Raw genomic sequence first — 25,616 nt, 5'->3', positions numbered from 1 at the left:
CATTCCATCCCTCGGTAAATCAGTTCTCATTTTAGTTTTCTAAAACGGTCTAGTTTCGTGCTTGAGGCACTTATCTAGAAACGTGTCGCACCGTTATATTGGTACTCAGTTTTTATACCAAACGGATCTTCCATGCTCTTAAGCTGGCCATTATCAAAATACTGCATCTTACTATTGATACGATCAACTTGTCCATAGGAAGGTGGAGTGCTTACTTCGACTACATTCCCCAGTTCATCATATTTGTAGGTCATGCTATCCCGCTGCAATTGCTTGCCATCATGCGGATAGATCACCTCTGTAACACGATTTAGTTCGTCATATACTTTTTCGTGAGTAAAGTCGCCCTTAGTTGGTGTAGCAACACCACGAGGGGTCTCTACTTTACGAAGGTTTCCGATAGGATCATATTCATACTTGGTAATACGCTCTTTACCACCAAAAGGAGAACGTGTTTCTGTTAACATTCCTCGCTTGTCGTAGTAATTATAGTGATGGTTTCCTTCTTTATCTTTCAGGCGTGTCACCAAACCATCGGAATCATAGGTAGCATGAGTATATTGATCTTTAGCATCAATCTCACGAACGACTCGATGGTTTTTATCGTATTCCGTGCGAAGGGTATGGTCTTTATCGTCCGCCTGGGAGTTGATCCCTTCTGGCAATGTAACCTTAATCTGGTTACCCACATCGTCATATTCGTACGAAATCTTATTCCCAAGCGAGTTGGTGACAGTTGTAAGTTGATTAAAGTCATCATACTCATACGTTGTAGTGTAGTCTTTATCGTCATCCTTGGTTAAGCTACCGTTTGGATCGGTCTCTTTAATGAGCTTCCCAACATTGTTATACTGAAACTTTTTCACTCGAGGAGTCTTCGTATCCGAATCGGACGGAAGTTTCGCCTCGATCATCCGATCCATCGCATCATAATCAAAATAGGTTTCTGCTCCATTAGGGGCTGTTTCCTTAATGATGTTCCCATTTTGGTCGTATTCAGGAGCCGTTATCGTGATGTACTGATCTTTCTCCAAGTCCTTTGGAAGTTTAGTCGTATGCAAACGCTCGTAGATGTCATACGTCATCGTGGTTCGTTTACCCTTCGGATTGGTGGAAGTTAATGTCTCTCCACGTGGTCCGTAAGTGAAATAAGTAACATTCCCCTTGGCATCCTTGATTTCCTTAGCTAAACCATTTGGATCATAATCACTCATGAATGTGGTATGCCCATTGGCATTGGTGGTACTCTTTACAAGTCCTCCATCTCCGTATTCATAAGTGGTTCCAAAGCCAAAACCATTTTGCTTCGTTAGCATGTTCCCGTTGGCATCATAGGTATAGCGAATCTCTCTTCCTTCGGGTGATATCTCTTTAACAAGCTCTGAAACCCGTCCATCCATACCCATTTGGTATTCGTAACGAGTGGATTTCCGTGCGGAAGCATCAGATAAAGCATTGTTTTCCGCATCCATCTTGGTCAGGGGCTGTTTGTGTTCATTGTATGTCCAAGTAGTAACCGCACCGTTAGGCTCTTCTAAACGAATCATGTTATCGTCATTGTCATATTCATACTTGGTAGTAATGCTTTTTGCTTTGGCGGTAACTGTTTGTTGTGTTTTCCGCCCTCTGCCATCAAAGTAGTATTCGGTATGTCGATCTTTATTTGCATCGGTCACAACCCGCTGATTAGCGTTGTAACTGATAAAAATATTTTCATTCGCTCTGTTGGTCATCTTGGAAACTTTATTAGCTAGGTCACCACTTGTATGGTAATCAAAGCTAGTTGGGTTCCCTCTAGAATCGGTCACTTTCGTGATGAGCGATGTTAAAGTTGGATGATATTCAAATTGATATGTTTCTAAGCGGGTTAAATCGTAACTTTTATCCCGATCGATCCCATCTATTATCTTGGTAAGACGATTTTGTTTATCATAGAGAAACTCCATCCGTCTACCGGCAATATCATCAATCGATTGGATTTTATTCTGTTCATTATAAGTAATTTGTAATGTTTCCCGGTTCATCGAATCCTTGATGCGACGAAGCAGTTGGGCTGGCTTGTTATTCACTTTTCTTTCTTCGTACTCAAGACTCAACTTGTTACCGTTTTGGTCGACAACCTCACTGGTGTATCCGTGTTCGTCCACGTAGTATTGATCTCGACTCTGTTCAGTGAAGACCCACTTTTTCCGTTTGTCTTTACCGCCAAGGTATTGTAGCGATATATTTAAGTCTTTAGGAGGATCAAATTTCTTTTTACTTGGATTCCAAGTAAACTGGTGACTTTCTCCCTCTTCGTCTACCACGATGACAGATCCAGAAACGACTTCATCGTCTTTATTCACCTTCACAACATCAGTAGCTGGGGCTAATACATCTACAAAAGAGCCTACCCCAAGCGACCAGCCCTTGCCTAATCCAGAATCACTCGTGCTCAAGCTATTGTAATTAAGCTGGGCATAAGTATTAAAGCCACGGGAAGGGTTTGAGTACGGTTTATAGAAAAAGGTGACGTTACCTTGGTTAACGTTTACCCCTACTTGACTATCATTACTAGCAACATCCGTAATATGAGTAGCACTATGTCCGAGGCCTTTTAAGTCCCCCTTCTTCTCCACTGCTACTTTCTGTTCGAGTGTGGCGACTGGATTAGCATCTTGCGAGAGCCATTTCCCATTTTTTAGAAAATCCCAACGCAATTGATAGTCTTGGCGTTGCTGGTTTCCTAAAAGCTCAGGAGCTTTTACTTTTGCCCGAACCTTGATGGTTTCTCCGGGATTGACATCAATCGCGTTAGGAGCTTCTAAACCATCCGCATCAACAGGACGTAGCGGACTTTCAAGCTTAGCATTTGTCACTTCTTTTCCATCTGGATCAATCCAGTGATAGGAAAGCTTATCTGTGGAACCGCTCCATTTTTGATCGGTGGTATTGGTTAAGGTAACATCAACCAAGTACTCGCTACTTGTGATCATGTGAGAAGGGGTTCCCGGAGCATAGTAGCTGTTTTCTGCGGATTTATTCGTATAGGTAACAATTAATTTAGGGCGTAAAGACGTTTCAGGTGATTCACTACTGAGGAAAGATGTATTCTCTTTCACAGTCCCTGACTCATGCTGATGCTTTAACAAGAATCCATGGTTGGTTTTGGTACCACTTACCCATGCTTGTACGGCTGGAGTCGTATCCCAGATGTGCCACTTTTGTGTATAACTAGCACCAGTGGAACCTAGGGATCCTGCCTCATAATCTCCACCCGGTTGACTCCATGGAGAGTTCCAAGTGGCTGCTTCGGTAAAAGCTTTCGATAAGGCATAAACGTCATATTTGGTAGGTACTTCACTCGATATCTCATGCTCTACATTTATGAGAGCTAGTTGTGACTTCGATATCTTAGCTCCTTTTGGCAACTCGGAGAGATCAAATTTTAGTACTCCCCGTGTAATTCCATACGTAGCTCTGTTATTTCCTGCCGAAATCCACGGTTTCCCGTCGAGTTGATCTAGATTTGAAGTAGGCTTTTCACTGGAGAGAGTCGTATCCTCCGCCTTTTGGATTACTTGTTGCGTAAATCCAGCCTTTGGCAATTGGGTTTTTTGTGCCTTTGAAGGAAAGATCTTTTGCTCAGAGGTTTTCACTGCGACTATGTAATAGTACGTTCTACCAATTGGATGAGGGCTAACTGCTGGAGTTGGCTCAGCTGTTGTATCCCGAAACTGAAGCTGATTCACTCCGTCAATCGGGGCAAGTAAGGTCGAACTGTCTGGGGTAAAGTCCGGTTTTAGACTTCGATGAATCTGGTATTCAACAAAGCCAGATCCGGTGTACTTGCTCCAGCTTAACTCAGCTCCATCACCGTGAATCTTCGTCGGTTCTTGTAGCGTGACGACTGGTTCCTTATCTGTGATTACCTGATCTTTCAGGATAGAAGCAGGCTTCACTTGCTTTGTCTGCTTCTCCCCACTTGTTTTCGTGTGGAGCGCTAAGAGCGCATTGGACGAAGGAGCAGAGTCCTTTTCCATGCTGTATGGTTGTTGGGATTTCCATGCATAGTACGCATTGCTTGCCATATCTGCCGCATAAGCAGGTAAGGGTTGAATGCTTGTCCATAGAAAAATGACAACAGTCATACTTGTTATAAATTTAATTGTCTTACTCATTACAATACATCATTCCCTTTCTATAATTATTCCAATGAAGATTATATATTATCATTCATCATTTTTAAATTATTTTTATTGTTAACATAAACACAATCATGCTAAATTAGTAAAGGTACAAAATATAAAGGGGATGAAAGACTTGTTTACTAGTTCGATCAGATTGTTTCGCGTATTTTTACTAGCGACCTTATTGGTAGTGCTCAGTTTTCCAATGAATTCTTTTGCTAAAGAGGCAAAATCACCCGTTCGCCCAACGACAAAAGATTCTTACACACCTTCTTTACCCAAGCCAATTGTTACAGACTGGAAAGATGGACTTAAAAGCTTACATACTACCAAGCCGAATCAAAGAAAGAAAAGATCGGTTGATTCTGAGAGTAAAGCCCAGCAAGCCCCTTCCGCTGATCCAGTTACCTACGGAGCTTACCTTCGTAAAGGTGAAATCCACTATTATTCGTTTGAAACAGCAAAAGAAGGAACGATTAATCTAGCGGTCTCAGGTGAGAGAAAAACACCTGATGTATTTATCACTTCCTTAGATGGACTGAAAACCTATCGAACAGGAGATACACTTCCTGCTGGGAAATATGCATTGGTTGTGGAGAAAGGTGAGATGATCTATTCTGTCACACTTTCCCAACTTCAATTTCAAGAGAAACCAAATACAACACTTCCAGAACTAAAAATCACGAAACCAGCATTTGAAAACCCGATTCATGAGTCTCATCGACTCTCCGTAGAAGATGTTCGTTTGTCCTTTGAAGGAACGACTAATGCAGATCGTTTAACACTACAAGAACAAGGTGACGAAGGTTCACTTCGTGACTTGCCTACATCCAGTTCCTTTTTAGAAACCTATGTAATCAATCGAAATACTCCTGCTTATAGCCAATTTCAATTCCAAGCAACTAGCCAGACCGGAAACTCTATCATTCGAGCAGTTGAAATCGTACGACCAAGCCTCTTGAGAACAAGTGGTTCTGACGCTATTGATACTGCAATTAAAACCAGCCAAGCCTTACATCCTGATAGTGCTAAATCCGTTATCATCACACGTGGTGATATTACATCTGCACCTGATATAACAGGTGGAGCTGTTCTCTCCCACTTCGACAATGCTCCAATACTACTAACTCCTTCTGGAAAAAATGGTGTACTCCCAGATAAAGTAAAACAGGAGATTACTCGTTTAAAGCCAGAAACCGCTTACATTTTGGGCAACACGGACGTCATTTCTACGAATACAGAAAAAGCGATCCAAGATCTAGGAGTAAAGCCTGTTCGCCTAGGTGGGGCTTATCCAGCCCAAACAAATGCGAAAATTGCTGAGTATTTCACTAACAAAAAGAATGAATCAGGTAAAAAGCCAGATACCGCTCTTATCACCAGTAGTAGCTTTGGTGCAGTAGGTACACAGGCAATGAATGTATCTATTCAAAAGGGTATGCCTCTTCTCTATGTAGGAGATACAAGAATTCATGATGATGTGAAAGACTTTCTGAAAAAATATCCACAGTATAAGAAGTTTGTGATTGTAGATGATCCATCGGTTGTTCCTACAAACATAGAAAAAGAACTCCTCTCCCTCTCATCCACTAATACAGTCGAGAGAATCGGAGATGGCAAAGTGCTCCCACGTTTCGATGCTGGGGTAGAACTAGCGAAAAAGTTTCAATTGGATTCTAAGACAGTCGTCCTAGCAAACGGAGTGAATCTTCCTGGTGAGCCATCTGGTACTATTCGTACAGATGCTGCTGTAGGTGCTCCACTTGCTGCTAAACATAAAGGTACACTACTCCTGACATTCAATGATAGCCTTCAAGAGAATGTAAGAGGGTATCTGGACGAGCAACGTAGCAATGGCAAGAAGATTGATCAGCTGTTCCTACAAGGCGGCCCTATTTCTATCACAGAGAGTCTAGCAGACATGTTGTTAAAGTATTTACAGTAACAAATGCAAATAACACAGAGATCAGTCTTTCACATACATGATTACAAATTTATAACCTATTAACATAAACAAGAGGAATTCACCTATCACTGGTAAGCTCCTCTTGTTTAGTTTCCAGAAATAATTATTAGTAGAAGGTATTTTATCCCCTACATTAAACGAATTCGTTATATAGTAAAGATAGAACTCTCTCATTCATAAACCTTACATAGATAGAATAACTAGAAAGGAATATCATATACCTATGAAACAAACTGGCACACTTGCACCGCTTGTACATACTTGGAATCAGGATCAGCCTATCGACTACTTACTCCAGCTTTCGGGTGAAGAAATCACGCTTAACGATTATCTTGGAACGGAGATTACCATATCATTTACCGGTGAGATCCGCTGTATCCACTGTGATAAGCGGATTAAAAAAACATATGGCAGTGGTTACTGTTACCCATGCTTTGCTTCTCTTCCACAAACGGATCTTTGCTTTGTGCGGCCGGATCGTTGTCACTTCCATGAGGGGACTTGCCGTGATTCTGAATTCGGACTAGCCTATTGCATGACGCCACATTTTGTATACTTAGCGATTAGTAGCGGAGTGAAGGTAGGAATAACGAGGGCAGGAAACGAAACGCGACGCTGGATTGACCAAGGAGCTGTTTCGGCTGTACCGATTGCTTGTGCGCCAACTCGTAAGGACGCAGGAGACATCGAGGCTCTGTTAAGTAATCATCTACCGGATAAAACGAATTGGCGGCGTATGCTCACAAGTCAAGGTAGTGATGTCGATTTAACGATTGTGCGGGAAGAAGCGCTCGGATACATACCAGAACCTTATCATCCTTATCTATTATCGGACGAGGAAATTCGTCATTTTCACTATCCACAAGTAGAGATTCCAGAAAAGGTCAAATCGATCAATCTACTAAAGCAGTCGGACGTAACAGGGAATCTACTAGGTGTGAAAGGGCAATATATTATTCTCGATCAAGGCGTTCTTCAAGTGCGCAATCACTCTGGGTACCACATATCGTGGGAAGCTTCTGGAGCCTAAAACAACTTATACGGAGGTTTGATTTTAGGCTCCATTCCTTTTTGGAATCGGATCCAATGATCTTTTTGCTGATAGATACAACCTGCTCCCAGTCCAAACAAGATGAGCCACACGGAGATTTGTGAGACGAAAAATAAAGAGAGAAAACAAATCCCCGCGATAGCGAGCCATGTAGAGAGAAAAGTAAAACGGGTGAGAAAAAGACTTACAACAAAGATCAGTCCCCCTACTACAAGGAGAAACGGACTTAGCACAATCAAGCCACCTACACAAATCCAAATTCCCTCTCCAGGCCGAATGGATGGATAAAAGGGATACCATGTTCCTAAAACAGCGAAAATGAGTGCTGCCCACGCCCCCATCCATCCAGCAAATATCAGACCGATGCCTACTGCTACTAGCCCTCTCACTATATCCAACAAGATCCATGCCACTCGAGTGGGATAGCGAACGGAACAAATTTGAATACACCACTTCGGAGATAAACTTCCAATTAGATATGCCATGATGGCACAAAAAAGGAAACCCACTTTCGTTCATCCTTTCCCTTATCCAACTTTTTGTTTGGGAGTAAATCGATATAGCAATTGAAACATAATAATGAAGCCACAATAACCAAACAATGGATATAAAAAGTGCACCAGTGTAGAGAAACCGGCTAAAGAACAGATATACGCAATCCCAAAGACGGCCAGCATCAGATGCGTCTGACGTACAGGGAATACTCGTTGTAAATTCGTTGTTAAACCGTACACATTACTTACGAGTGTCGTAAAAATCTCCGCCCAGATCACGATTAAGAAGAAACCCTGCATCCACTCTCCTAATTGCGAAACCATCCATGCCATTGGTAAGTCGTATAGTTTCACTTCATCCATATGAAGCTGTAGTGCATAGTTACTAGCTAAAAGCATAAATCCGAGTCCAAGTCCTCCAATCCAACTACCTAACCGCAATACACCTTCATCTCGAATCTCTGCACCAAGTGGTACCAACACCGCTTGGGCCATCACAATATTAAAAGCAACATAGGTAATCGCTGAGATAAGCCAATGTCCATGCTCTCCGTTCGATTCTTGTACCGCAATCACTTGCCAATCTCCGTAATACCAAGAATACAAACCAATCACGATCAGGAATGAAAACATCAACGGAACAACGAACGAGTTTACCGACATAATTCCGTTGATTCCCTTCGTACAGACAAAGTACGTGATAGCAATCGTGATCATCACACCCAGATGAAAAGAAAGCCCTAGTTGCTCCTGAAACAGAGACCCGACTCCTGATAACATCGAAGCCGTCACCCCGAACAAGACGATGCTAATCATCGCACTCATCACAGGTCCAAAACGGGGGCCAAATACATATAGATTAAACTCCTCAAAAGAGTGAGCCCGAAGCCGTGATCCAAAGATCATCATACGAGTTCCAAACCATGAAAATAGAAAGGTACTAATCAATATCGCTCCCATCGCATATCGACCGTACATGGAGAAAAATTGCAAAATTTCTTGTCCGGAAGCAAATCCTGCTCCCACAATCGTCCCGCAATACGTAAATCCTACTCGAACTGCTAAGGAAAGACGACCTCGCACAAGTCTCCACAACCTTCCTGATAAACATGGCTAGGACTACTATATGGGACAGGTCGTTGGATTAGAACACAAAGAGAAAAACCCCAGGCTCACGAGTGAGTCTGGGGTTTGATTCGATTGACTACGGTCGGTTCCTACCTCCGCCGCCTGGTCCTGGTGGTGGCTTCGGCCCACCACCTTGATCACCACCACCATCGGGTGGCTTATTTGGATCTGTTGGCTTATCTGGATCATCTTTACAATTCGGGTCCGTATTTTTGTCACATGGTGGCTTATTTGGATCCGTTGGCTTATCTGGATCCTTCGTACAATTCGGATCCGCTACTGGATCACACTTTCCTGGTTTATTGGGATCTTCCTCCGGTTTCGGTTTCGTACCTGAGAGCGAAAGTGTTTTTTCCACCGTCTTGGTACCCTCTTCATCCCCTTTTATCGTTGCAGTAATTTTGTACGTAAACTTCTGATTCGGATCGTTTGCATCGATTGTCGCACTTGAATCGACTAGAGACCCAGCAGTCCCTTCATTGACTACAGTCGTATAACCTGAAGCGTCTTTTCTCTCTACTTTGTAGACTGCATTGGACGAACCGCCTCTGATGTTGATCTTGATACCCTGACCTTGACCATGAGAAGAGATGGTGAAATCGAAGGTTCTCACTTCTTCCTGAGGTTGCGGTTCTTCTACACCAGCTGGTTTTTCAAACTTCGTGGCTGGAAGATCTTTCAGTACCTTACTCATAATCGCATTCCATAAGAAGGTTGGTTGATTTGAACCTGAGATCGGAACAAATTCAGGATCCGTCTTCTTGTATTTATAATCATTCACCACAAAGGAGGCTGCTACCAAATCTTTGGTGAATCCCATAAATGCTCCTGATTTGTCATCATCGTTAGTTCCGGTTTTCCCCGCTATTTCATGTTTCGCGATTTTAATATACTCTTTCGACTTAGCAACCTCTTTCATCATCAGCAGGGTATTATAAGCAGCTTTTTCAGAAATCACCTGTTCCTCTGCTTTAAAGCCATCTTGATCCTGTCGCTTAATCTCTTTTCCTTCCATATCCTTCACTTCTATAACGGTATGGGCCTTTACGGATTTTCCGTTATTCGGGAAAATCGCATAGGCTTGCGTCATCTCTGCAGCTGTAAAACCGTTATTCTTAAATCCACTTCCCAGTGCTAAAGCAGAAGGAGTTTCTCCCGATACCTTCAAGCCCATCTTGTTCAGATATTGCTCCGATTTTTGCATCGTAACCTTGTCAACTACGATTCTCGCAGCAGCTTGGTTATCAGATGTTTTTACAGCATCTACCAACTGCATCGATGAAGTAGTAGGAGATCCACTGTAGTTTTTAGGCTTCCAACCTTTATATTCAAATTGGGACGTACTAATGGATGAAAACATATTCAATTTCTTATTCATATCGAGATACGGTCCATATGCGGCTAGTGGTTTAATCGATGAACCTGGGTATAAAGGGGCAGTTGCATAGCTATAACCCCCTACTTTATACCCTCTCCCACCGGACAATGCTCTGATTTCTCCTGTCTTCCTATCCGTAATCGCAAACGATGCCTTTAGAGCCTTTGCTGACTTGTTCTTGAAATTATGATTGACATAGTTAGCATCATTATTTACTTCTTCTTCCACGATAATGTCCATCTTGGGATCAATAGCTACTTTAATCTTATAGCCTTTACTATTTAGATTTTGAGGATTGATACCATAACTCTCGGCTAATTCCTTTTGTACATAGTCTATGTAAGCTGCGTGTTGCGTTTTCTTTTGAAACTCATCCGCTAACTTATTATCTTCTCCCAAATGAAGCGTGGACGCAATCGGCTTAGCAACCGCTTGCTCTGCCTTGTCTTTCGTCAGTAGGGCTGGCGTATACTCAGAATCGGTCATCTTGTTCTTCAAAATCCAGTCTCGACGCTCTTTTAGCTTTGGATAACGCTTTTCTAGAAGAGGATTGTACAAGTTTGGATTGTTTGGAATCGCAACCAAGGTAGCCACTTCTTCTGGTTCGAGCTGATCCTTCGTTAAATCTTTACCAAAGTAAATCTTAGAAGCCGCCTGGACACCTTGGATCGTGGTTCCAAAGTCGATATAGTTCAGATAGCCTTCTAGGACTCCATCTTTTCCAACATTAGGATCAGAAACCAAATCCCAAGCAATTTTCATCTCCGCAACCTTACGGTTTGCTGTTTTCTCTTTGTTCTTTAAGATGATGTTACGCCCAAGTTGCATCGCAAGCGTTCCACCACCGCCACCTTTCCCAGGGTTCAAAATATTGAGGTAGACAGCTCTTCCCAATCCCTCGTAGTCAACACCGCCATGCTTATAAAATCGAGCATCCTCTGTTTTTACAAGGGTTTCAACCAACATTGGATTATGTTTCTTCAGATCTTGAATAGAAACAAACTGTTGTTTTCGATCCCCGATACTACCAATGACATTTTTTCCTTCACGATCAGTTACAACACTGGAACTCTTGTTTGCTTCTTTTAACTTATCTATCCCCATCTTTGGCACTGACATGAAAAAGTATGTAAGAACTCCGGCACCGATGAGAAATAGAAGCCCCGCGGTAATCCCGATCGTTTTCAAATTAATATACTTTCTCCAGCCACTGCGTCCTTTCTTGCTCCCTGTCTGTTGGGAACGTCTACCGCCTGCTCCCTTACCTGCGCGACTCCGCGCCCCTCGTTCAGCGCGAGATGATGCCGAACCCCCGTCTTGACGCGAACTATTTACTGCTTGAAGACGACTCATCCGTCCTCCCGAACGACTCGCCTCTGATCGAGACGACTCTTGGAAGTTGGAGCCTTGATGGTTATGGCTACGCGAATTGCGTGGATAATCACTCATTACTTCAACCTCCTATGTAAACAAACTCAATTTTTTTCCAATTTTTAACATTTATAAAATGCATATTTTCTAGTAGAAAATCCTTCATCATTACACCCCTTATTTTCTTCATTAGACTACATTAGACCGCTCCGAGATGCAACCGAAGAATTCCCCATTCTGTTGGCAAATTCTAAATATGCGGTGACATTTCCTTGAACACTGATAAAAAAGCTAGGACCTCAAAGGAATCCTAGCTTTTTCTACGTTTTTCTCTACCAATCAGTTAACCAATCAAAGAAGCCTTTGTCTTTCTTGCTTTCTTTCGGTTCCCCAGATCCTGATGGTGTGACAGTTACAGTATTAGAGTCTACTGACTGTCCTGTCTCTCCATCAATCACCTTCACTTTAAACTGGAAGCTATTGCCTGACTCTCCATCTAGTGGGACTCGAATAGAGCTATCACTAAAGGCCGCATCTTGTACTTTCTTCTCGCCACCATCTACGCGATAGACTTCATAGCGAACACGAGGGTTTTGCATGTCTCTCGGCACAGACCAGTTGAGAATGGCTTCATTTTTGACAGAATCAAAATTACCAGTCAAATTCACCTTGCCCAGCTCAAACGGTGGTGATGGGTCTTTTACTCCATCTGGGCGGGTAAATTCGAGAGCCTTTTGACCTTTTTCTGCCTCTTGAATAATGTCGTTAAATACGCTAACCGGAACTTTTCCGCCTGATAGAAGACTTACTTTCTTCTCAGGCTTCGTATTATATACCATAACCGCTGTTATATAGCGGGGGGTATAGCCGACAAACCAAGCTACCTTATTTTCATTGGTTGTACCTGTCTTACCGGCAACAGGCTGATTCCCTGATTTCACACCAGTCGCTGTTCCGGATTTAACCACTTCTTGTAGCATCTTATGGGTATAGTACGCTGCTTGAGGTTCATACACTTTCTTATCTTCCAACCTCTTTTTTGCCTTGTCCCCTAACTCTTTCTTTTTTAACTTTCCATCTGTAGGCTCTTGGACTTCTACTATCGTCCGTGCATGCTTCATGACTCCATTGTTAGGAAATGCGGTGTAAGCTTGAGCCATTTGTAGAGGTGTTACCCCTTTACTAACGCCGCCTAAGCCGAGAGCACCTAGATTTTTATCCGTTTTGGAATCGAGTCCCAGCTCCAATTTTTCCGCATATTGGAATGCTTTACTAACTCCCACGTATGTTTGCAAGGTCTCTAGAGTCCCTAAGTTATACGACTTCTTAGCCACTTCTTGTAAGGAAACCGTACCATGCTCTCGTCCATCGGCATTATCTGGTGAATATCCACCGCCAAAGTCCTTCTTACGGTCTTCTACCATCGTATACGGATCCACTTTATCCTTATTTAAATCCATCGCCGGAGCAAATACCGTTAAAGGCTTAATCGATGAACCAGGCTGTTTTGGATCATTAAAGGCTTTATTTAGATCACCTGGTTTATAATTTTTCCCACCACCGATGGCTACGATATAACCATCTTTATCTAACGTAACCGTTCCTCCCTGAAGTTGGGAGCTGGTTTTGTCGAGATTATTAAGCGCTTCTTGTGTTTCTTTCTGTACATTTTGATTCAGACGGGTTTTGATCTGAAGCCCAAGTGTACTTAAATTATCAACTTCTTCATCTGAATATCCGTAGTCCTCTTTTAGCTCTTCTTTTACTTGCGCGATAAAGGCAGAGTTTAATTGTGAGCTTTTACCAGCTAAGTATTTATCTCGATAATCGGTCGTCCATTTAAATTTGTGCTTCTTTGCTTTTTCATATTGATCCATGGTAATAATTGGCTTAGCCCCATCATCATCATGTGACATGACATATAAAGTCGTCTGTGCACGCTCTTCACCTTTTTGAGCATTTGTTTTTCCACAAAAACCGCAATATCTGGTTGGAGCCTTAGGTAATCCTGCTAAATAGGCGATCTCAGCGACTTCTAACTTGTCTTTACTAATATCTTTATTAAAATAGAAAAGAGCAGCTGCTTTGATTCCACGAGCCTTTCCACCAAAGCTAATATAGTTGAGGTAAGCTTCTAGGATTTTATCTTTTCCAGCTTCTAACTCCAAATTCCACGCGGTTCCAATCTCCATCAATTTCCGTGAAAATGTTTTCTGCCGGTCATTTAAGATAACATTCCCCGCAACCTGCATCGTGAGGGTACTACCACCTTGCCTTTTTTCCATCGCAATGAGGTTCGTCACCATCGCACGACCCATACTCCAATAATCGACACCTTTATGCTCATAAAATCGGTTATCCTCCACCTTCACAAATGCTTGTGGCAAAAGTGGGTTTACCTTCTTTATATCTTCTAATGAAATATAATCGCGATACTCATCATCGCTAACAGGAATCTTTTTCCCATTCGCATCTTCGAGTACGGATGAGGCTAAGATTTGATCTAATTTCGTAATCGGATATACCACGCCCATCGCTGAAATAGTGACATACATCCCCACTACTAGCAACATGGATGTAGCAAATACGATCCCCATCCATTTCAATGTAAACAACTTTTGAAAACCAGTTTTGCCAGTCGAGCTTCCACCTGATTTTCTTCTCGCAATACGAGAGCTAGGGGGCCGTTTCGTTTGAGATTGAACCAATGGCGCCGATCCCGATAATCCAGAGCTCTGACTAGTGTCTTTACTCCTCCTAAATAGATTCATAGATTCAAACCTCCTTGAAAAATTCCCAATCGACTCCCACATCCTACTTGCAAAACAGCATCTAGCCTCCACCTGTTGGCTTGTTATCCAGCCAAAAAGCACTTATGATAGGGGATGAGGTGAAGAATATATGAATATGGATGCTGCTGTATTTGCATGTCGTTTCACAGGAATCGCAGGGATCTTACTGTCTATCTTTTTAGGTTTTACTAGCGGATGGGACCTATTTTTCTATGGTATTCTCTTTTCTGCTTTCTGGTTTTGCCTGTCTTGGTATTTTAAGAGATCGAATAAGGAAAATAAGAACTAATTTTTATTATATCGCAATCTACTCTTACCCGACTATATCTCCCCCAAAACTTGCCGGTAGGGGTACTTGTTTATGAGTCCCTACGCAGTATATGGAGTAATTGCTTCATATCTTCGGGGATCGGTGCTTCCCATGCTACCCAGTCCCTTTTTCGCAAATGGTAGAGTTTAAGCGACTTCGCATGTAATGCTTGCCTACCGATCAGATGCTTCTCTTCCTCTCCGTTTCCATAAAGCTCATCCCCGATAATGGGATGTCCAATGGAAGAGAGGTGAACCCGAATCTGATGTGTTCTACCCGTTTCTAACCACAGACGCAAGACAGAAGCATGGGAAAAGCGTTCGACTACTTCATAGTGGGTAATCGCCCTACTTCCTTCCTCGCTAAAGTCAATAAATCGGAGTAGCGGCACATCTGGAACTTTTCCAATGGGGAGGTCAATCGTTCCTCTATCGTGAATGAGATTGCCATGAACGATCGCAAAATAACTTCGTTCGTACCGTTTCTTTGCCATCTGATCAGCTAAAAAGGCATGACCATAAGCATGTTTTGCTAGGACCATTAGGCCAGATGTATCTTTATCTAATCGCGTAACAGGACGGATCTTATGATTTTCTCCCCGCTGTTGCCAATAATAAATTAACCCATTTGCCAGGGTTCCGTGTTGATGAGAACCAGTAGGATGGACGACTGTATTCGGCGGCTTATTCACCACGATGAGATCCTCATCTTCATCCACTACCGTAAAAGGTACCTCTTCAGGAGAAATATACTCCACGTCTTCCGCAATATTCAACTCAATTCGAATCAGGTCCATCTCTTTCACCCGACTTCGAAAAAAAATCCACTCTCCATTTACCCAAACTCGCTTTTCATGCTTGAGAACACGCATCATCCGCCTCGAAAACCGAAATTGCTTTCGTAAAACGGTTTCGAGCAACTCCCCATCTTCTTCAGGAGTGACAACATGCTGAAATAGGGTTGTCTTAGACATCCTTACACCTCCGAATATGACGATATCCGTCAACTCGTGTAGTATATCAAAGGAATGGGTAGAACGCACGAAATCCTCGTTATATAAAGAATCTCTACTATATCCTAAAAGAAACCTTCTAGCTGTTCTATCGTTTTATCTTACAACAACCTTACTTCTTTGTTATATTCCAAAGTCTGTTAATACAAAAAAACCATATTCCTACCAATAATTGATGAATGGTAGGAATATGGTTCATTATTTTTTAATATTCAACCTCAGGCTTCTTATGGGTTTTCTTAAAAGAAGCTGGATTTGGATTAAAATAGGATGGGTCGTATGCCTTCACAAACTTTTTCCCAGTCGAATAGCCTGAACCCCATGTAGGATCCATCGGTATCCACTTGCCACCGATTTTCGCCTCAACCCATGCATGAGGCTCTCCTGCATCTCCACTGATATATCGTGCGGGAATTTCACTCGCACGTAGTAGAGCAACGGTGGTAAGCGCATAGTCATGGCAGATTCCTTTTCGCTCACGTAACGTCTTCAGTGCACCATCGTCCCAATAGTTATCCTTCTTTTTCAGATCATAAGAAACATTTGTGGCTACATGTTTATAGATCGCTCGTGCTTTCTCCATAGGCGAACTCGCATTAGCCGTGATTTTTTTACTAAGAGCGATGAGTTCAGGATTGTCGGATTCCATACCACTTCCTGGCAATAAGTCACGTAAATCGGCAGTTACTGTATTCTTTACATTAAAATCAGCAACAGGGGTCAGATAATCCGTCATTTCATCTAGCCAAATGCTTACTTTGTAATCCCCAGCTCCAAATCGCAACGGAATCCATTGGGAGAATTTTTGATTCTCGACTGGCAGGTAATACCTCGAGGTATCTTCTCCTTTTTCCGCATGAACAATCATATATTTTAATGGTTTCTCATCCTTAGAAGGGGGCACAACTGTTCCTTGTAATAGTACTTTTCCATCGTAGGATTTTCCACCCGTAAGAGGTTGATGGAGTGTAATTCCATTTGTTTGATAAGAGCCGCTATATTTCACAGGTGTTTGTTCCACATCGGACGTTTTATCTACTGTGAACTTGGCAACAGTCACATGAACACCATTTTTTTCAATCATGATCTCCACCTGATGCTGTCCCTTGCCATAGTAAAGAGGAATGGTGTCCTGAAACTTTTTATCCATGATCGTAACTGGCTTTTTCCCAGATAGACCATCCTTTGAAACCCAAACAGATAATACATCCCCTGCCTTTGATTCTGCAAGAGATCCTTGAATTAAGAACTCATCTTTCCCTGCAACTGCTCCTGTTGCAGGCTTCTCCAGTGTAAATCCACTCTTTTTTGCCTCATCTGTGTATTCAATTTTCTTCCTATCTTCTTCATTTCCCATTGAATCCACATAGTTGGATACTACAATTGGTAGCGCACACGAAGTTAACATGCTACCTAGTAAACAAAATCCTAATATTATTGCAAGTTTCCTCAACCATACCGCACCCTTTATCTTTTCATCTTAATCATGAACACATCTACATGTTAGTAAATAACTTCCGGTTTTTTATGAGTCTTCTTAAAAGAAGCTGGATTTGGATTAAAATAGGATGGGTCGTATGCCTTCACAAACTTTTTTCCAGCCGAATAACCTGAACCCCATGTGGGATCCATCGGTATCCATTTGTCACCGATCTTCGCTTCAACCCATGCATGAGGCTCTCCTGCATCCCCGCCGATATATCGTGCAGGAATTTCAATCGCTCGCAGAAGAGCGACGGTAGTAAGCGCATAGTCATGGCAGATTCCTTTACGCTCGCGCAACGTCTTCAGTGCACCATCATCCCAATAATTTCGATCCTTTTTCATATCGTAAGATACATTCGTAGCCACGTGCTTGTAAATCGCTCGCGCTTTTTCCATGGGTGAATTCTCGTTAGCCGTAATTTTTTTACTCAGAGCGATGATTTGAGGATCATCAGATTCCATACCGCTTCCTGGCAGTAAATCACGCAAATCAGCCGATACTGAATTTTTTACTTCAAGGTCTACAACAGGCGAATAATGCAAGTCTCCTACAGTAAGTTGTACTTTGTAATCCCCAGCTCCAAATCGCAACGGAATCCATTGGGAAAACTTTCGATCTTTAACTGGAATGTAATAATTTGATTTGTCCTCTCCTTTATCCGCTCGAACAACTAAATATTCTACTTGTTTCGTACTTTTGGAGGGGGGATCGACGGTTCCTTGTAATAAAACCTTTCCATCGTAGGTTTTCCCACCTGCAATGGGTTGCTCTAATGTGACTCCATACTGTCTATAAAAACTGCTATTATACCCCATAGGTATTTGTTGTAAAGAGGAGCTATTTTCTACTGTAAATCTCGTAGCAGAGTAATAGTAGTCCGTTTTAGAGTCGCCTGGAATTAAGACTTCAACTTCATGCTTCCCCTTACCATAGTATAGAGGGACTGCCTGGCGAAATTTTTTATCCTTTATGGAAATAATCTTTTGTCCAGACTTACCATCTTTCGAAATCCGAACTAATATCTGATCCCCTGCTTTCGCTTCTGCAAGAGACCCTTGAATGAGAACTTCCTCTTTCCCTACCACTACTCCCGTCGTGGGTTGTTCTAATGTAAATCCACTCTTTTTTGCCTCATCTGTGTATTCAATCTTCTTATTGCCCGCTTCACTTCCAATTGAATCCACATAGTTGGATATTACCGTTGGTAACGCACACGAAGTTAACGTGCTACCTAGTAAGCAAACTCCTAAAATCATTGCAAGTTTCCTCAACCATCACTCACCCTTTATCTTTTTCATCTCATCACTTTACTATAAAAAAGAGAATTACCGTTTGGCAATTCTCATAAAAATAGACAACCAATGACCAAACCAATTAGATTTTCAAACGCCAAATAAAGCATTATCATCATACACCAAAATAGAGATTGATAGTTAATAATATTTTTGGTAGTTTTCTGTTTTATTTCATGGACATAGATAAGAAAGTAGCTTCATCTAAAATGTTGATTCCAAGTTTTTCTGCCTTATCCAATTTAGAACCTGCTTTTTCACCCGCAATAACATAATCCGTTTTTTTACTAACACTTCCGGTGACAGTCGCTCCCAGGGTTTCGAGTAAATCTCCTGCCTCACTTCGGGAGAGCGTTTCAAGTGTACCTGTAATGACCACTGTTTTCCCGCTGAATGGACTTTCCACTACTCCTGCTGTACGGACTGTTCCTCCTGTATAGCTCAAGTTCACTCCTGCTTGGCGCAACTGTTCGATGGTTTGACGCACTTCGGGATTGGCAAAATAGGCAACAATGCTCCCTGCCATCTTCATTCCAATCTCTTCAAGTTCAATTAGCTCTTCTTCTGTCGCAACCATGATGGCATCTAGATCCAAATAGTGCTGTGCTAAAATTTTCGCTCCTTTGGCCCCAACAAAGCGGATCCCTAAGCCAAATAGTAGCTTCTCTAGAGAATTCTTTTTACTCTTCTCGATTGCTTCCAGCAAGTTTTGTACCGATTTCTCCCCCATCCGTTCTAAGGCGAGAAGCTGCTCGCGAGTCAAACTATATAAATCAGCTACTCCTCGAATCAAACCAGCTTCAAATAGCTGGGTGACCACTCGATCCCCTAAGCCATCGATATTCATCGCGCCACGGGAGACAAAGTGAATGATGCCTTCCCGAGTCTGAGCCGGGCATTGCGGATTCACACAGCGGAGAGCCACTTCCCCCTCTAATCGGACAAGGTCACTTTGACACTCTGGGCAATGGGTAGGCATCGCGTAGGGGCGTTCATTCCCAGTCCGTTTGTCTGTTAAAACCGTCACTACTTCTGGAATGATATCCCCTGCTTTTTTGACGATGACATGGTCACCAATCATTACCCCTTTTTCGCGAATGAAATCCTCATTATGAAGAGAAGCCCGTTTGACAGTGGTTCCTGCTAAGCTTACAGGTGCTAGCAATGCAGTCGGGGTCACCACACCTGTACGTCCTACATTAATCTCAATTCCCTCTAAGACCGTGACAGATTCCTCAGCCGGAAACTTGTAGGCAATCGCCCAACGGGGGCTTTTAGCAGTAAAACCTAACTCTTCTCGTAGCGCAAGATCGTCCACTTTAATCACGATTCCATCGATTTCATAACCGAGATCCGGACGTTTTGACTGCCAATTCTCGATATACTCAATCACGCCATCGATATGATCTACCCGACGGAACTCTGGATTTACTTTACATCCGAGATGGGTTAAGAAGTTGAGCGACTCCGTATGGGTGTGAATACCAAGCCCAGATAGGTCACCCATTCCGTACAAAAAGATATCTAGCGCACGTTCCGCCGCCAGCTTCGGATCTAATTGCCGAAGCGAACCAGCCGCCGCATTACGAGGGTTAGCAAAAAGTGGCTCCCCGCGCTCCTCTTTTTGCTGATTAATCCGGGCAAACTCTTTTTTAGGAAGGTATGCTTCCCCGCGCACCTCTATTGATAATGGCTCGGTCAAACGAAGGGGAATCGAACGAATCGTCTTCAGATTTCCGGTGATATTTTCTCCGATTTCTCCATCTCCACGAGTGGCCCCTAGTTCAAAACGCCCGTCCTCGTAGCGTAGGGAAACCGCTAAACCGTCGATTTTTAATTCGCAAACATAACGAACATTCCCTTCGCCAGTCATTTTCCGAATCCGCTCATCGAAATCACGTAGCCCTTGTTCATCAAATGCATTTCCTAGACTTAGCATCGGACTTAAATGCTCTACTTTTTCAAAATGAGCAAGTGGAGTCCCCCCTACTCGCTGAGAAGGGGAGTCAGAAGTTAATAGCTCTGGGAAACGATTTTCGATCTCAACTAATTCACGTAACAACTGATCATACTCTGTATCTGCAATCGTTGGTTGATCTAACACATGGTATTCATAGTTATAACGATGGAGCAAACGATGAAGTTCCTCCACACGCTGTCCCGCTTCTTGAATCGTCAACGGTTCAGACCTCCTGATTATTCTGCTTTGGTAATCGGGGCAAACTTGGCCAGTAGTTTCTTCACACCCACTGGCGTAGGGAAGGCAATATTCAGCTCCATATTTTCTCCCTCACCCGAAACTTGAACCACAGTCCCCGTTCCCCACTTGCTATGTTCCGCTTTATCACCCACAACCCAGCTACCAACTGGTTGAACAATCCTAGTAGTAGTTCCTACCGAGCGACGTTGGACCGGCGTCGTTGTACTTCCGCGCTCCGCACCCATGCGTTCTAAGATTTCGGACGGAAGCTCCTTCAGAAAACGAGAAGGCAGGTTCATACTGGTACGCCCATAGATAGAGCGAGCACGAGCATATGTGAGATGTAGCTCTTTTTCTGCACGTGTAATTCCTACATAAGCAAGACGTCTCTCTTCCTGCATCTCAGACTCATCATCCAGCGAGCGGGAATGCGGGAAAATACCTTCCTCCATCCCAACTAAGAAAACATGTGGGAACTCTAACCCCTTCGCACTATGCAGGGTCATCATTCCAACTTGGTCCCCTTTTGAACTCTCATCTAACATGCCATTTTCATCTAATTGATCCACATCTGAAACAAGTGCTAAATCACTTAAGAATGTAATCAGCGACTTATCCTCGCTCCGTTTCTCAAACTCCTGCGCCACAGAAACGAACTCGTCAATATTCTCTAGACGGCTAGCCGCTTCAATCGTTTTCTCTCGTTTCAGCTCTTCACGATAGCCCGATCGTTGTAGGACTTCTTCCGTCAATTCCACTGCTGATAAATACTCAATCATCGCATGCATTTGTTGAATCAAGGAAGTAAACTCATACAATGTCGTCATGACTCGCTTCGTAAGTCCAATTTGCTCTGCTTCTAGAATCGAGCGGAATAAGGACAAACCTTGCGTTGCAGCATACTGAGCAATCTTCTCCAATGTCGCCGCGCCAATTCCTCTTTTAGGTACGTTAATTACACGTGTAAAGCTTAAATCGTCATCAGGGTTTACAACGAGACGTAGATAAGCTAAAAGATCCTTAATTTCCTTTCGTTCGTAGAACTTAATTCCGCCTACTACTTGGTAAGGAATATTCGCCTTCAGCATAACTTCCTCTAGAACACGAGATTGTGCGTTAGTCCGGTACAAAATCGCAAAATCCCGATATGGAACCCCCTCGCGATGGCCTTGCAAGATTTGCTCCGCTACATAATAAGCTTCTTCATGTTCATTTCCGGATTCCATCACGATAATCGGTTTCCCTGCATCATTATCCGTCCACAGGTTCTTAGGCTTGCGCTCTGTGTTATTCGCAATCAGAACGTTAGCCGCCTCTAAGATCTTTTGGGTAGACCGATAATTCTGCTCCAGCTTAATCATCGTCGCTTGCGGATAATCGCGTTCGAAGTTCAAAATATTGCTGATATCTGCGCCTCGGAAGCGATAAATAGACTGATCACTATCCCCTACTACACACACGTTTTCGTGATGTTCGGCCAATAACTTTACCAATGTATACTGTACATGGTTGGTGTCTTGGTATTCATCCACATGGATATACTGAAATTTGCGTTGATAAAACTCTTTCACTTCTGGAACAGTAGAAAGCAACTCGACCGCTTTCATCAATAAATCATCAAAATCGAGAGACTCATTGGTCTTAAGCTTATGTTGATACTTCTCATAGATTTGTCCCGCAACTTCGTCCAAAAAAGTAGACGCATGAAGTTGCATTTGCGCAGGCGTGCGTAGGGCGTTTTTAGCAGAGCTAATCTTATTTAGAATGGTTCTCGGTTCAAATTTCTTCGGGTCTAAGTTTTCCTCTTTCAATACCTGCTTAATAACCGTCAACTGATCCGATGTATCTAAAATCGTAAAATTCCTTGAATATCCGATTCGGTCGATATCTCTACGCAGGATTCGCACGCACATCGAATGGAAAGTAGAAACCCAAATATCTTCCGCTGCCGAGCCTACAAGCTTCCCAATTCGCTCTTTCATCTCCCGTGCCGCTTTGTTGGTAAAGGTAATCGCTAGGATATTCCATGGATGAATGCTTTTTTCGGCTAAAAGATAGGCCACACGATGAGTGAGGACTCTCGTCTTCCCACTTCCTGCTCCGGCGATTAATTGAACAGGCCCCTCTGTTGTCTCCACTGCTTGCCTCTGTGTAGGATTTAATCCGTTTAAAAGTGTATGTATAGATGAAGTATATGATTGCATGTAATGATCGCGCCTACCACGAATCAGTAAACGCTGCCCCCTTCCCCTTATCGAATCAGTTTGGTCTCCTTAACCCAGGATACCGTTTGAAGCGCCATTTCTATATCATCATAAATGAGGTTCCCCACCACTACGATATCAGCAAATTGAGCCATTTCTCTCGCCTGCTTTTCGAAGCGAATCCCGCCTCCATAGATGAGTTTCGTATGCCTGAGATGATTTGCTGTAGCTTGTACCACTAGAGCATCCCCATAAACTCCACTATATTCGAGATAAAAAAAAGGAAGACGAAATAGGTGCTCCGCTATCTGCGCATAAGCCAAAATATCGTCATGCGTTAACGACGTTTGTGCCCCTGTTAGTTGTGCTACTTTTGCTTCGGGATTTAGTACGACATATCCTTCTACCGCTACTTGATTCCACGGAATCCACTCACCAAATTCTTTCATCGTTTTTTGGTGAGCTCCGATTAACCATTCAGTATCATTTGTGTTTAGCACAACCGGGATACAAAATCCATCGAATCCAGGAACCACCGCTTTCGCATTTGAAATTTCTTGTACGCATGGGAGTGAAGTTTGTTTGACACGTCTCATTAACTCATAGGTATTTTGATAAGTAATCCCATCCGTTCCACCCACGATAATTCCATCCGTACCCGATTGGAGCAAACGGACAATCATCTCTTCTTCAATCGGACGATTAGGATCTAGTTTAAATACATGACGCCATGTTTGCATCTGCTCTATTAACATCTCATGACCACCGCCGTCATCTTATCCCATATTATACCATCACAAGAAAAGTCCCGCCAAAAAATGCGGGACCCCTTACCTATTTCGTTAATCCTCATTCTTTAATAAGCCATCTTGACGAAGACGATCCAGCGCCAACTGATAGCCTTCTGTTCCATAATGGAGACAGCGCTTCACACGTGAGATCGTAGCTGTACTCGCACCTGTCTCTGACTCAATCTGGTTATACGTACAGCCTTCTTCCAACATCCTCGCTACTTCCAAACGTTGGGCGATTGATTTTACTTCTCCAACTGTACATAGGTCATTAAACAGGCGATAACATTCTTCCATTGTTTCTAGTTTTAAAACGGCATGGAATAATTGCTCAAGTTCTCTTTGTTTTAGCTTATTTAACTGCATGGGTAACCTCCTCAGAGTAGAAGGAAACAATCTTTTCTTTTATTTTTCAAAGCATAAATTCAACAGAAATACAAAAATACCTTTTTCCTATATAATTTACCGCCATGAAAAAAAGAACCAGGTAGTGTTGGTTCCATTTTCAAAAACCATCTTCTCTGTTAGTATTTCCAACTTTATCTTAACATAGTTGCGATCAATTTAGAAATATGATAATAGGTTCTACTATCGACTCTTTTAAAGCCAAATATTGGGCAATAATCGAACAGACTCTCCTTTCCCTCTAACCTTAATCTCTTGTTAAAACTTCTTAATCAAAAAATAAAAGCTAAGAGCATGTTCGCCCTTAGCTTTTGTCTCTAAAAAATACTATCCTTGTACGCGAATTTCTTTAATGCCTGCGCCTTGTTTCATGTTTTGTGCGTGCTCGAGTCCGCTGGTAACTTGGCCGAACACAGTATGTACACCGTCTAGATGAGGTTGTGGATCATGAACGACAAAGAATTGACAAGAGCCTGTATCTTTTCCTGCGTGAGCCATGGATAGGGAACCTGCTACATGTTTATGTGGATTTCCTGTGGTTTCGCATTTGATTTGATAGCCAGCTGAGCCAACACCTGTTCCTTGTGGACAGCCTCCTTGAGAAACAAAACCCTTAATCACACGGTGGAAATTGAGCCCATCATAAAAGCCTTCGTTTGCCAACTTTTCAAAGTTAGCTACTGTATTTGGAGCTGCTTCGTCATAGAACTCCAGCTCCATTTTGCTACCATCCTCTAACAATACATAACCTGTTTTCATTCTTCTTCCTCTCCTTTCGTCTTTCTATTCTATAGTACCATAAATAGCCAATCTCGCACTAAAAAAGCACCTATCCACTCTCCATAGGAAAACAGGAGGGAATCGGTGCAAAAGAATAAGTCCCTTAAATCGAATCCTTGGTCTGACATTCATAAATACTTGCCAAACCGCATGCAATACATTTAGCATACTGATCTCGAAAAGATAAATCACTAAATAGTTCATAAGTTTGCCCCTTTGGTAAAGAAGAGAGCGCTAACGTAATCGCTGGCATATCCGCACTACGCAATTCAATAATCTGTCCACCTTTTGATTCCGTATCATTTCGCTTTCCTAAATCGCATATTCCAAATTTACGCAAAAAACGAGTCACTTGATTATGCAAATAGCACTGTACTCTACGAACTTTTGACCCTGCAACCACACTTACATACGTACTAAATCCACTTTGATCTCGATCTAACATCCCATGCGTATGCAGGCTTACAAATAAATCAGCCTTCCTTTGGTTAGCCCAACCAGCCCTCTCATTATTCGTCAAGTCAACATCATACCTACGAGTAAGAGTGACATCGATCCCTTCAAACTTCTGCAGTTCTCTCTCAATACGATGAGCTAAATCTAGGCATACGTCCTTCTCTAAAAACATGGAACCCACCATCCCACTGTCTGTCCCACCATGACCTGGGTCCAAGCATATGAGGACGCCCATTACCATTCACCACCTACATGTCGTGTTCTAATCGAATGTGTTCATTACATCTACACTCATTCTTTCTCTTTATAACCTTTTGATAAACCTATTTTA

16 protein-coding genes are annotated in these 25,616 nt (G+C 42.6%); 2 read left to right on the top strand and 14 right to left on the bottom strand.

Going from position 1 to position 25,616, the window contains the following annotated elements; translation table 11 throughout:
* Nucleotides 1–74: 74 nt before the first annotated feature.
* Entirely contained in the window at nucleotides 75–4,160 is a 4,086-nt protein-coding gene (locus EDD57_RS08595) for a DNRLRE domain-containing protein (protein WP_131849051.1), read from the bottom strand.
* Between the two features lie 142 nt (nucleotides 4,161–4,302).
* On the opposite strand from EDD57_RS08595, the gene EDD57_RS08590 reads away from it, so the two are divergent.
* Both EDD57_RS08590 and EDD57_RS08585 read left to right on the top strand, forming a co-directional pair.
* Complete coding sequence (locus EDD57_RS08590) at nucleotides 4,303–6,114, top strand: cell wall-binding repeat-containing protein (protein WP_165873730.1); 1,812 nt, start codon at nucleotides 4,303–4,305, stop codon at nucleotides 6,112–6,114.
* A gap of 244 nt (nucleotides 6,115–6,358) precedes the next feature.
* A complete protein-coding gene (locus EDD57_RS08585; RefSeq protein WP_131849049.1) occupies nucleotides 6,359–7,165 on the top strand; it encodes a DUF2797 domain-containing protein in 807 nt (268 codons plus the stop codon).
* On the opposite strand, the gene EDD57_RS08580 is transcribed toward EDD57_RS08585, so the two are convergent.
* The 13 genes from EDD57_RS08580 to EDD57_RS08520 all read right to left on the bottom strand — a co-directional run bounded on the left by EDD57_RS08580 (nucleotide 7,162) and on the right by EDD57_RS08520 (nucleotide 25,520).
* Nucleotides 7,162–7,695 carry a glycerol-3-phosphate acyltransferase gene (locus EDD57_RS08580; RefSeq protein WP_131849048.1) on the bottom strand — a complete coding sequence of 178 codons (534 nt, stop codon included), beginning with the start codon at nucleotides 7,693–7,695 and terminating at the stop codon, nucleotides 7,162–7,164. The genes EDD57_RS08585 and EDD57_RS08580 overlap by 4 nt on opposite strands.
* Before the next feature lie 18 nt (nucleotides 7,696–7,713).
* Entirely contained in the window at nucleotides 7,714–8,763 is a 1,050-nt protein-coding gene (locus tag EDD57_RS08575) for a YkvI family membrane protein (RefSeq protein WP_131849047.1), read from the bottom strand.
* Nucleotides 8,764–8,884: 121 nt separating this feature from the next.
* Complete coding sequence (locus EDD57_RS08570) at nucleotides 8,885–11,635, bottom strand: transglycosylase domain-containing protein (protein WP_131849046.1); 2,751 nt, start codon at nucleotides 11,633–11,635, stop codon at nucleotides 8,885–8,887.
* 254 nt (nucleotides 11,636–11,889) lie between these two features.
* Complete coding sequence (locus EDD57_RS08565; RefSeq protein ID WP_165873729.1) at nucleotides 11,890–14,328, bottom strand: penicillin-binding protein 1A; 2,439 nt, start codon at nucleotides 14,326–14,328, stop codon at nucleotides 11,890–11,892.
* Nucleotides 14,329–14,708: 380 nt separating this feature from the next.
* Nucleotides 14,709–15,632 (bottom strand): RluA family pseudouridine synthase, encoded by a 924-nt coding sequence (locus EDD57_RS08560; RefSeq protein WP_131849044.1) that lies wholly within the window; start codon nucleotides 15,630–15,632, stop codon nucleotides 14,709–14,711.
* A 244-nt stretch (nucleotides 15,633–15,876) separates the two neighbouring features.
* Nucleotides 15,877–17,124: a transglutaminase domain-containing protein gene (locus EDD57_RS08555; RefSeq protein WP_131849043.1), complete on the bottom strand. Its 1,248-nt coding sequence runs from the start codon at nucleotides 17,122–17,124 to the stop codon at nucleotides 15,877–15,879.
* A gap of 50 nt (nucleotides 17,125–17,174) precedes the next feature.
* Nucleotides 17,175–18,428 (bottom strand): transglutaminase-like domain-containing protein, encoded by a 1,254-nt coding sequence (locus EDD57_RS08550; protein ID WP_131849042.1) that lies wholly within the window; start codon nucleotides 18,426–18,428, stop codon nucleotides 17,175–17,177.
* Between the two features lie 190 nt (nucleotides 18,429–18,618).
* Nucleotides 18,619–20,628 (bottom strand): NAD-dependent DNA ligase LigA, encoded by a 2,010-nt coding sequence (gene ligA, locus EDD57_RS08545; RefSeq protein WP_131849041.1) that lies wholly within the window; start codon nucleotides 20,626–20,628, stop codon nucleotides 18,619–18,621.
* Nucleotides 20,629–20,645: 17 nt separating this feature from the next.
* On the bottom strand, nucleotides 20,646–22,853 hold the full coding sequence (gene pcrA, locus EDD57_RS08540) for a DNA helicase PcrA (protein WP_131849040.1): 2,208 nt from the start codon (nucleotides 22,851–22,853) through the stop codon (nucleotides 20,646–20,648).
* Nucleotides 22,854–22,900: 47 nt separating this feature from the next.
* A complete protein-coding gene (gene pcrB / locus EDD57_RS08535; protein ID WP_131849052.1) occupies nucleotides 22,901–23,602 on the bottom strand; it encodes a heptaprenylglyceryl phosphate synthase in 702 nt (233 codons plus the stop codon).
* A 93-nt stretch (nucleotides 23,603–23,695) separates the two neighbouring features.
* Nucleotides 23,696–24,010, bottom strand: coding sequence for a YerC/YecD family TrpR-related protein (locus EDD57_RS08530; RefSeq protein WP_131849039.1), 315 nt, complete (start codon nucleotides 24,008–24,010; stop codon nucleotides 23,696–23,698).
* A 366-nt stretch (nucleotides 24,011–24,376) separates the two neighbouring features.
* Nucleotides 24,377–24,808 carry a peptidylprolyl isomerase gene (locus EDD57_RS08525; RefSeq protein ID WP_131849038.1) on the bottom strand — a complete coding sequence of 144 codons (432 nt, stop codon included), beginning with the start codon at nucleotides 24,806–24,808 and terminating at the stop codon, nucleotides 24,377–24,379.
* A gap of 124 nt (nucleotides 24,809–24,932) precedes the next feature.
* Nucleotides 24,933–25,520, bottom strand: coding sequence for an N-acetylmuramoyl-L-alanine amidase family protein (locus tag EDD57_RS08520; protein WP_165873728.1), 588 nt, complete (start codon nucleotides 25,518–25,520; stop codon nucleotides 24,933–24,935).
* Nucleotides 25,521–25,616: the final 96 nt, after the last annotated feature.

This window comes from Baia soyae (assembly GCF_004341445.1).
Lineage (GTDB): Bacteria > Bacillota > Bacilli > Thermoactinomycetales > Thermoactinomycetaceae > Baia > Baia soyae.
The sequence above is the reverse complement of the archived record's forward strand: the minus strand, read 5'-3'. Positions and strand labels throughout refer to the sequence as shown.

Excerpts from the sequence above, each read along its gene's own strand:
- EDD57_RS08520 (WP_165873728.1), bottom strand. The coding sequence starts at position 25,520 with ATGGGCGTCCTCATATGCTTGGACCCAGGTCATGGTGGGACAGACAGT.
- EDD57_RS08585 (WP_131849049.1), top strand. The coding sequence starts at position 6,359 with ATGAAACAAACTGGCACACTTGCACCGCTTGTACATACTTGGAATCAG.
- EDD57_RS08560 (WP_131849044.1), bottom strand. The coding sequence starts at position 15,632 with ATGTCTAAGACAACCCTATTTCAGCATGTTGTCACTCCTGAAGAAGAT.
- EDD57_RS08565 (WP_165873729.1), bottom strand. The coding sequence starts at position 14,328 with ATGAATCTATTTAGGAGGAGTAAAGACACTAGTCAGAGCTCTGGATTA.
- EDD57_RS08530 (WP_131849039.1), bottom strand. The coding sequence starts at position 24,010 with ATGCAGTTAAATAAGCTAAAACAAAGAGAACTTGAGCAATTATTCCAT.
- pcrA (WP_131849040.1), bottom strand. The coding sequence starts at position 22,853 with ATGCAATCATATACTTCATCTATACATACACTTTTAAACGGATTAAAT.
- EDD57_RS08595 (WP_131849051.1), bottom strand. The coding sequence starts at position 4,160 with ATGAGTAAGACAATTAAATTTATAACAAGTATGACTGTTGTCATTTTT.
- EDD57_RS08525 (WP_131849038.1), bottom strand. The coding sequence starts at position 24,808 with ATGAAAACAGGTTATGTATTGTTAGAGGATGGTAGCAAAATGGAGCTG.
- EDD57_RS08570 (WP_131849046.1), bottom strand. The coding sequence starts at position 11,635 with ATGAGTGATTATCCACGCAATTCGCGTAGCCATAACCATCAAGGCTCC.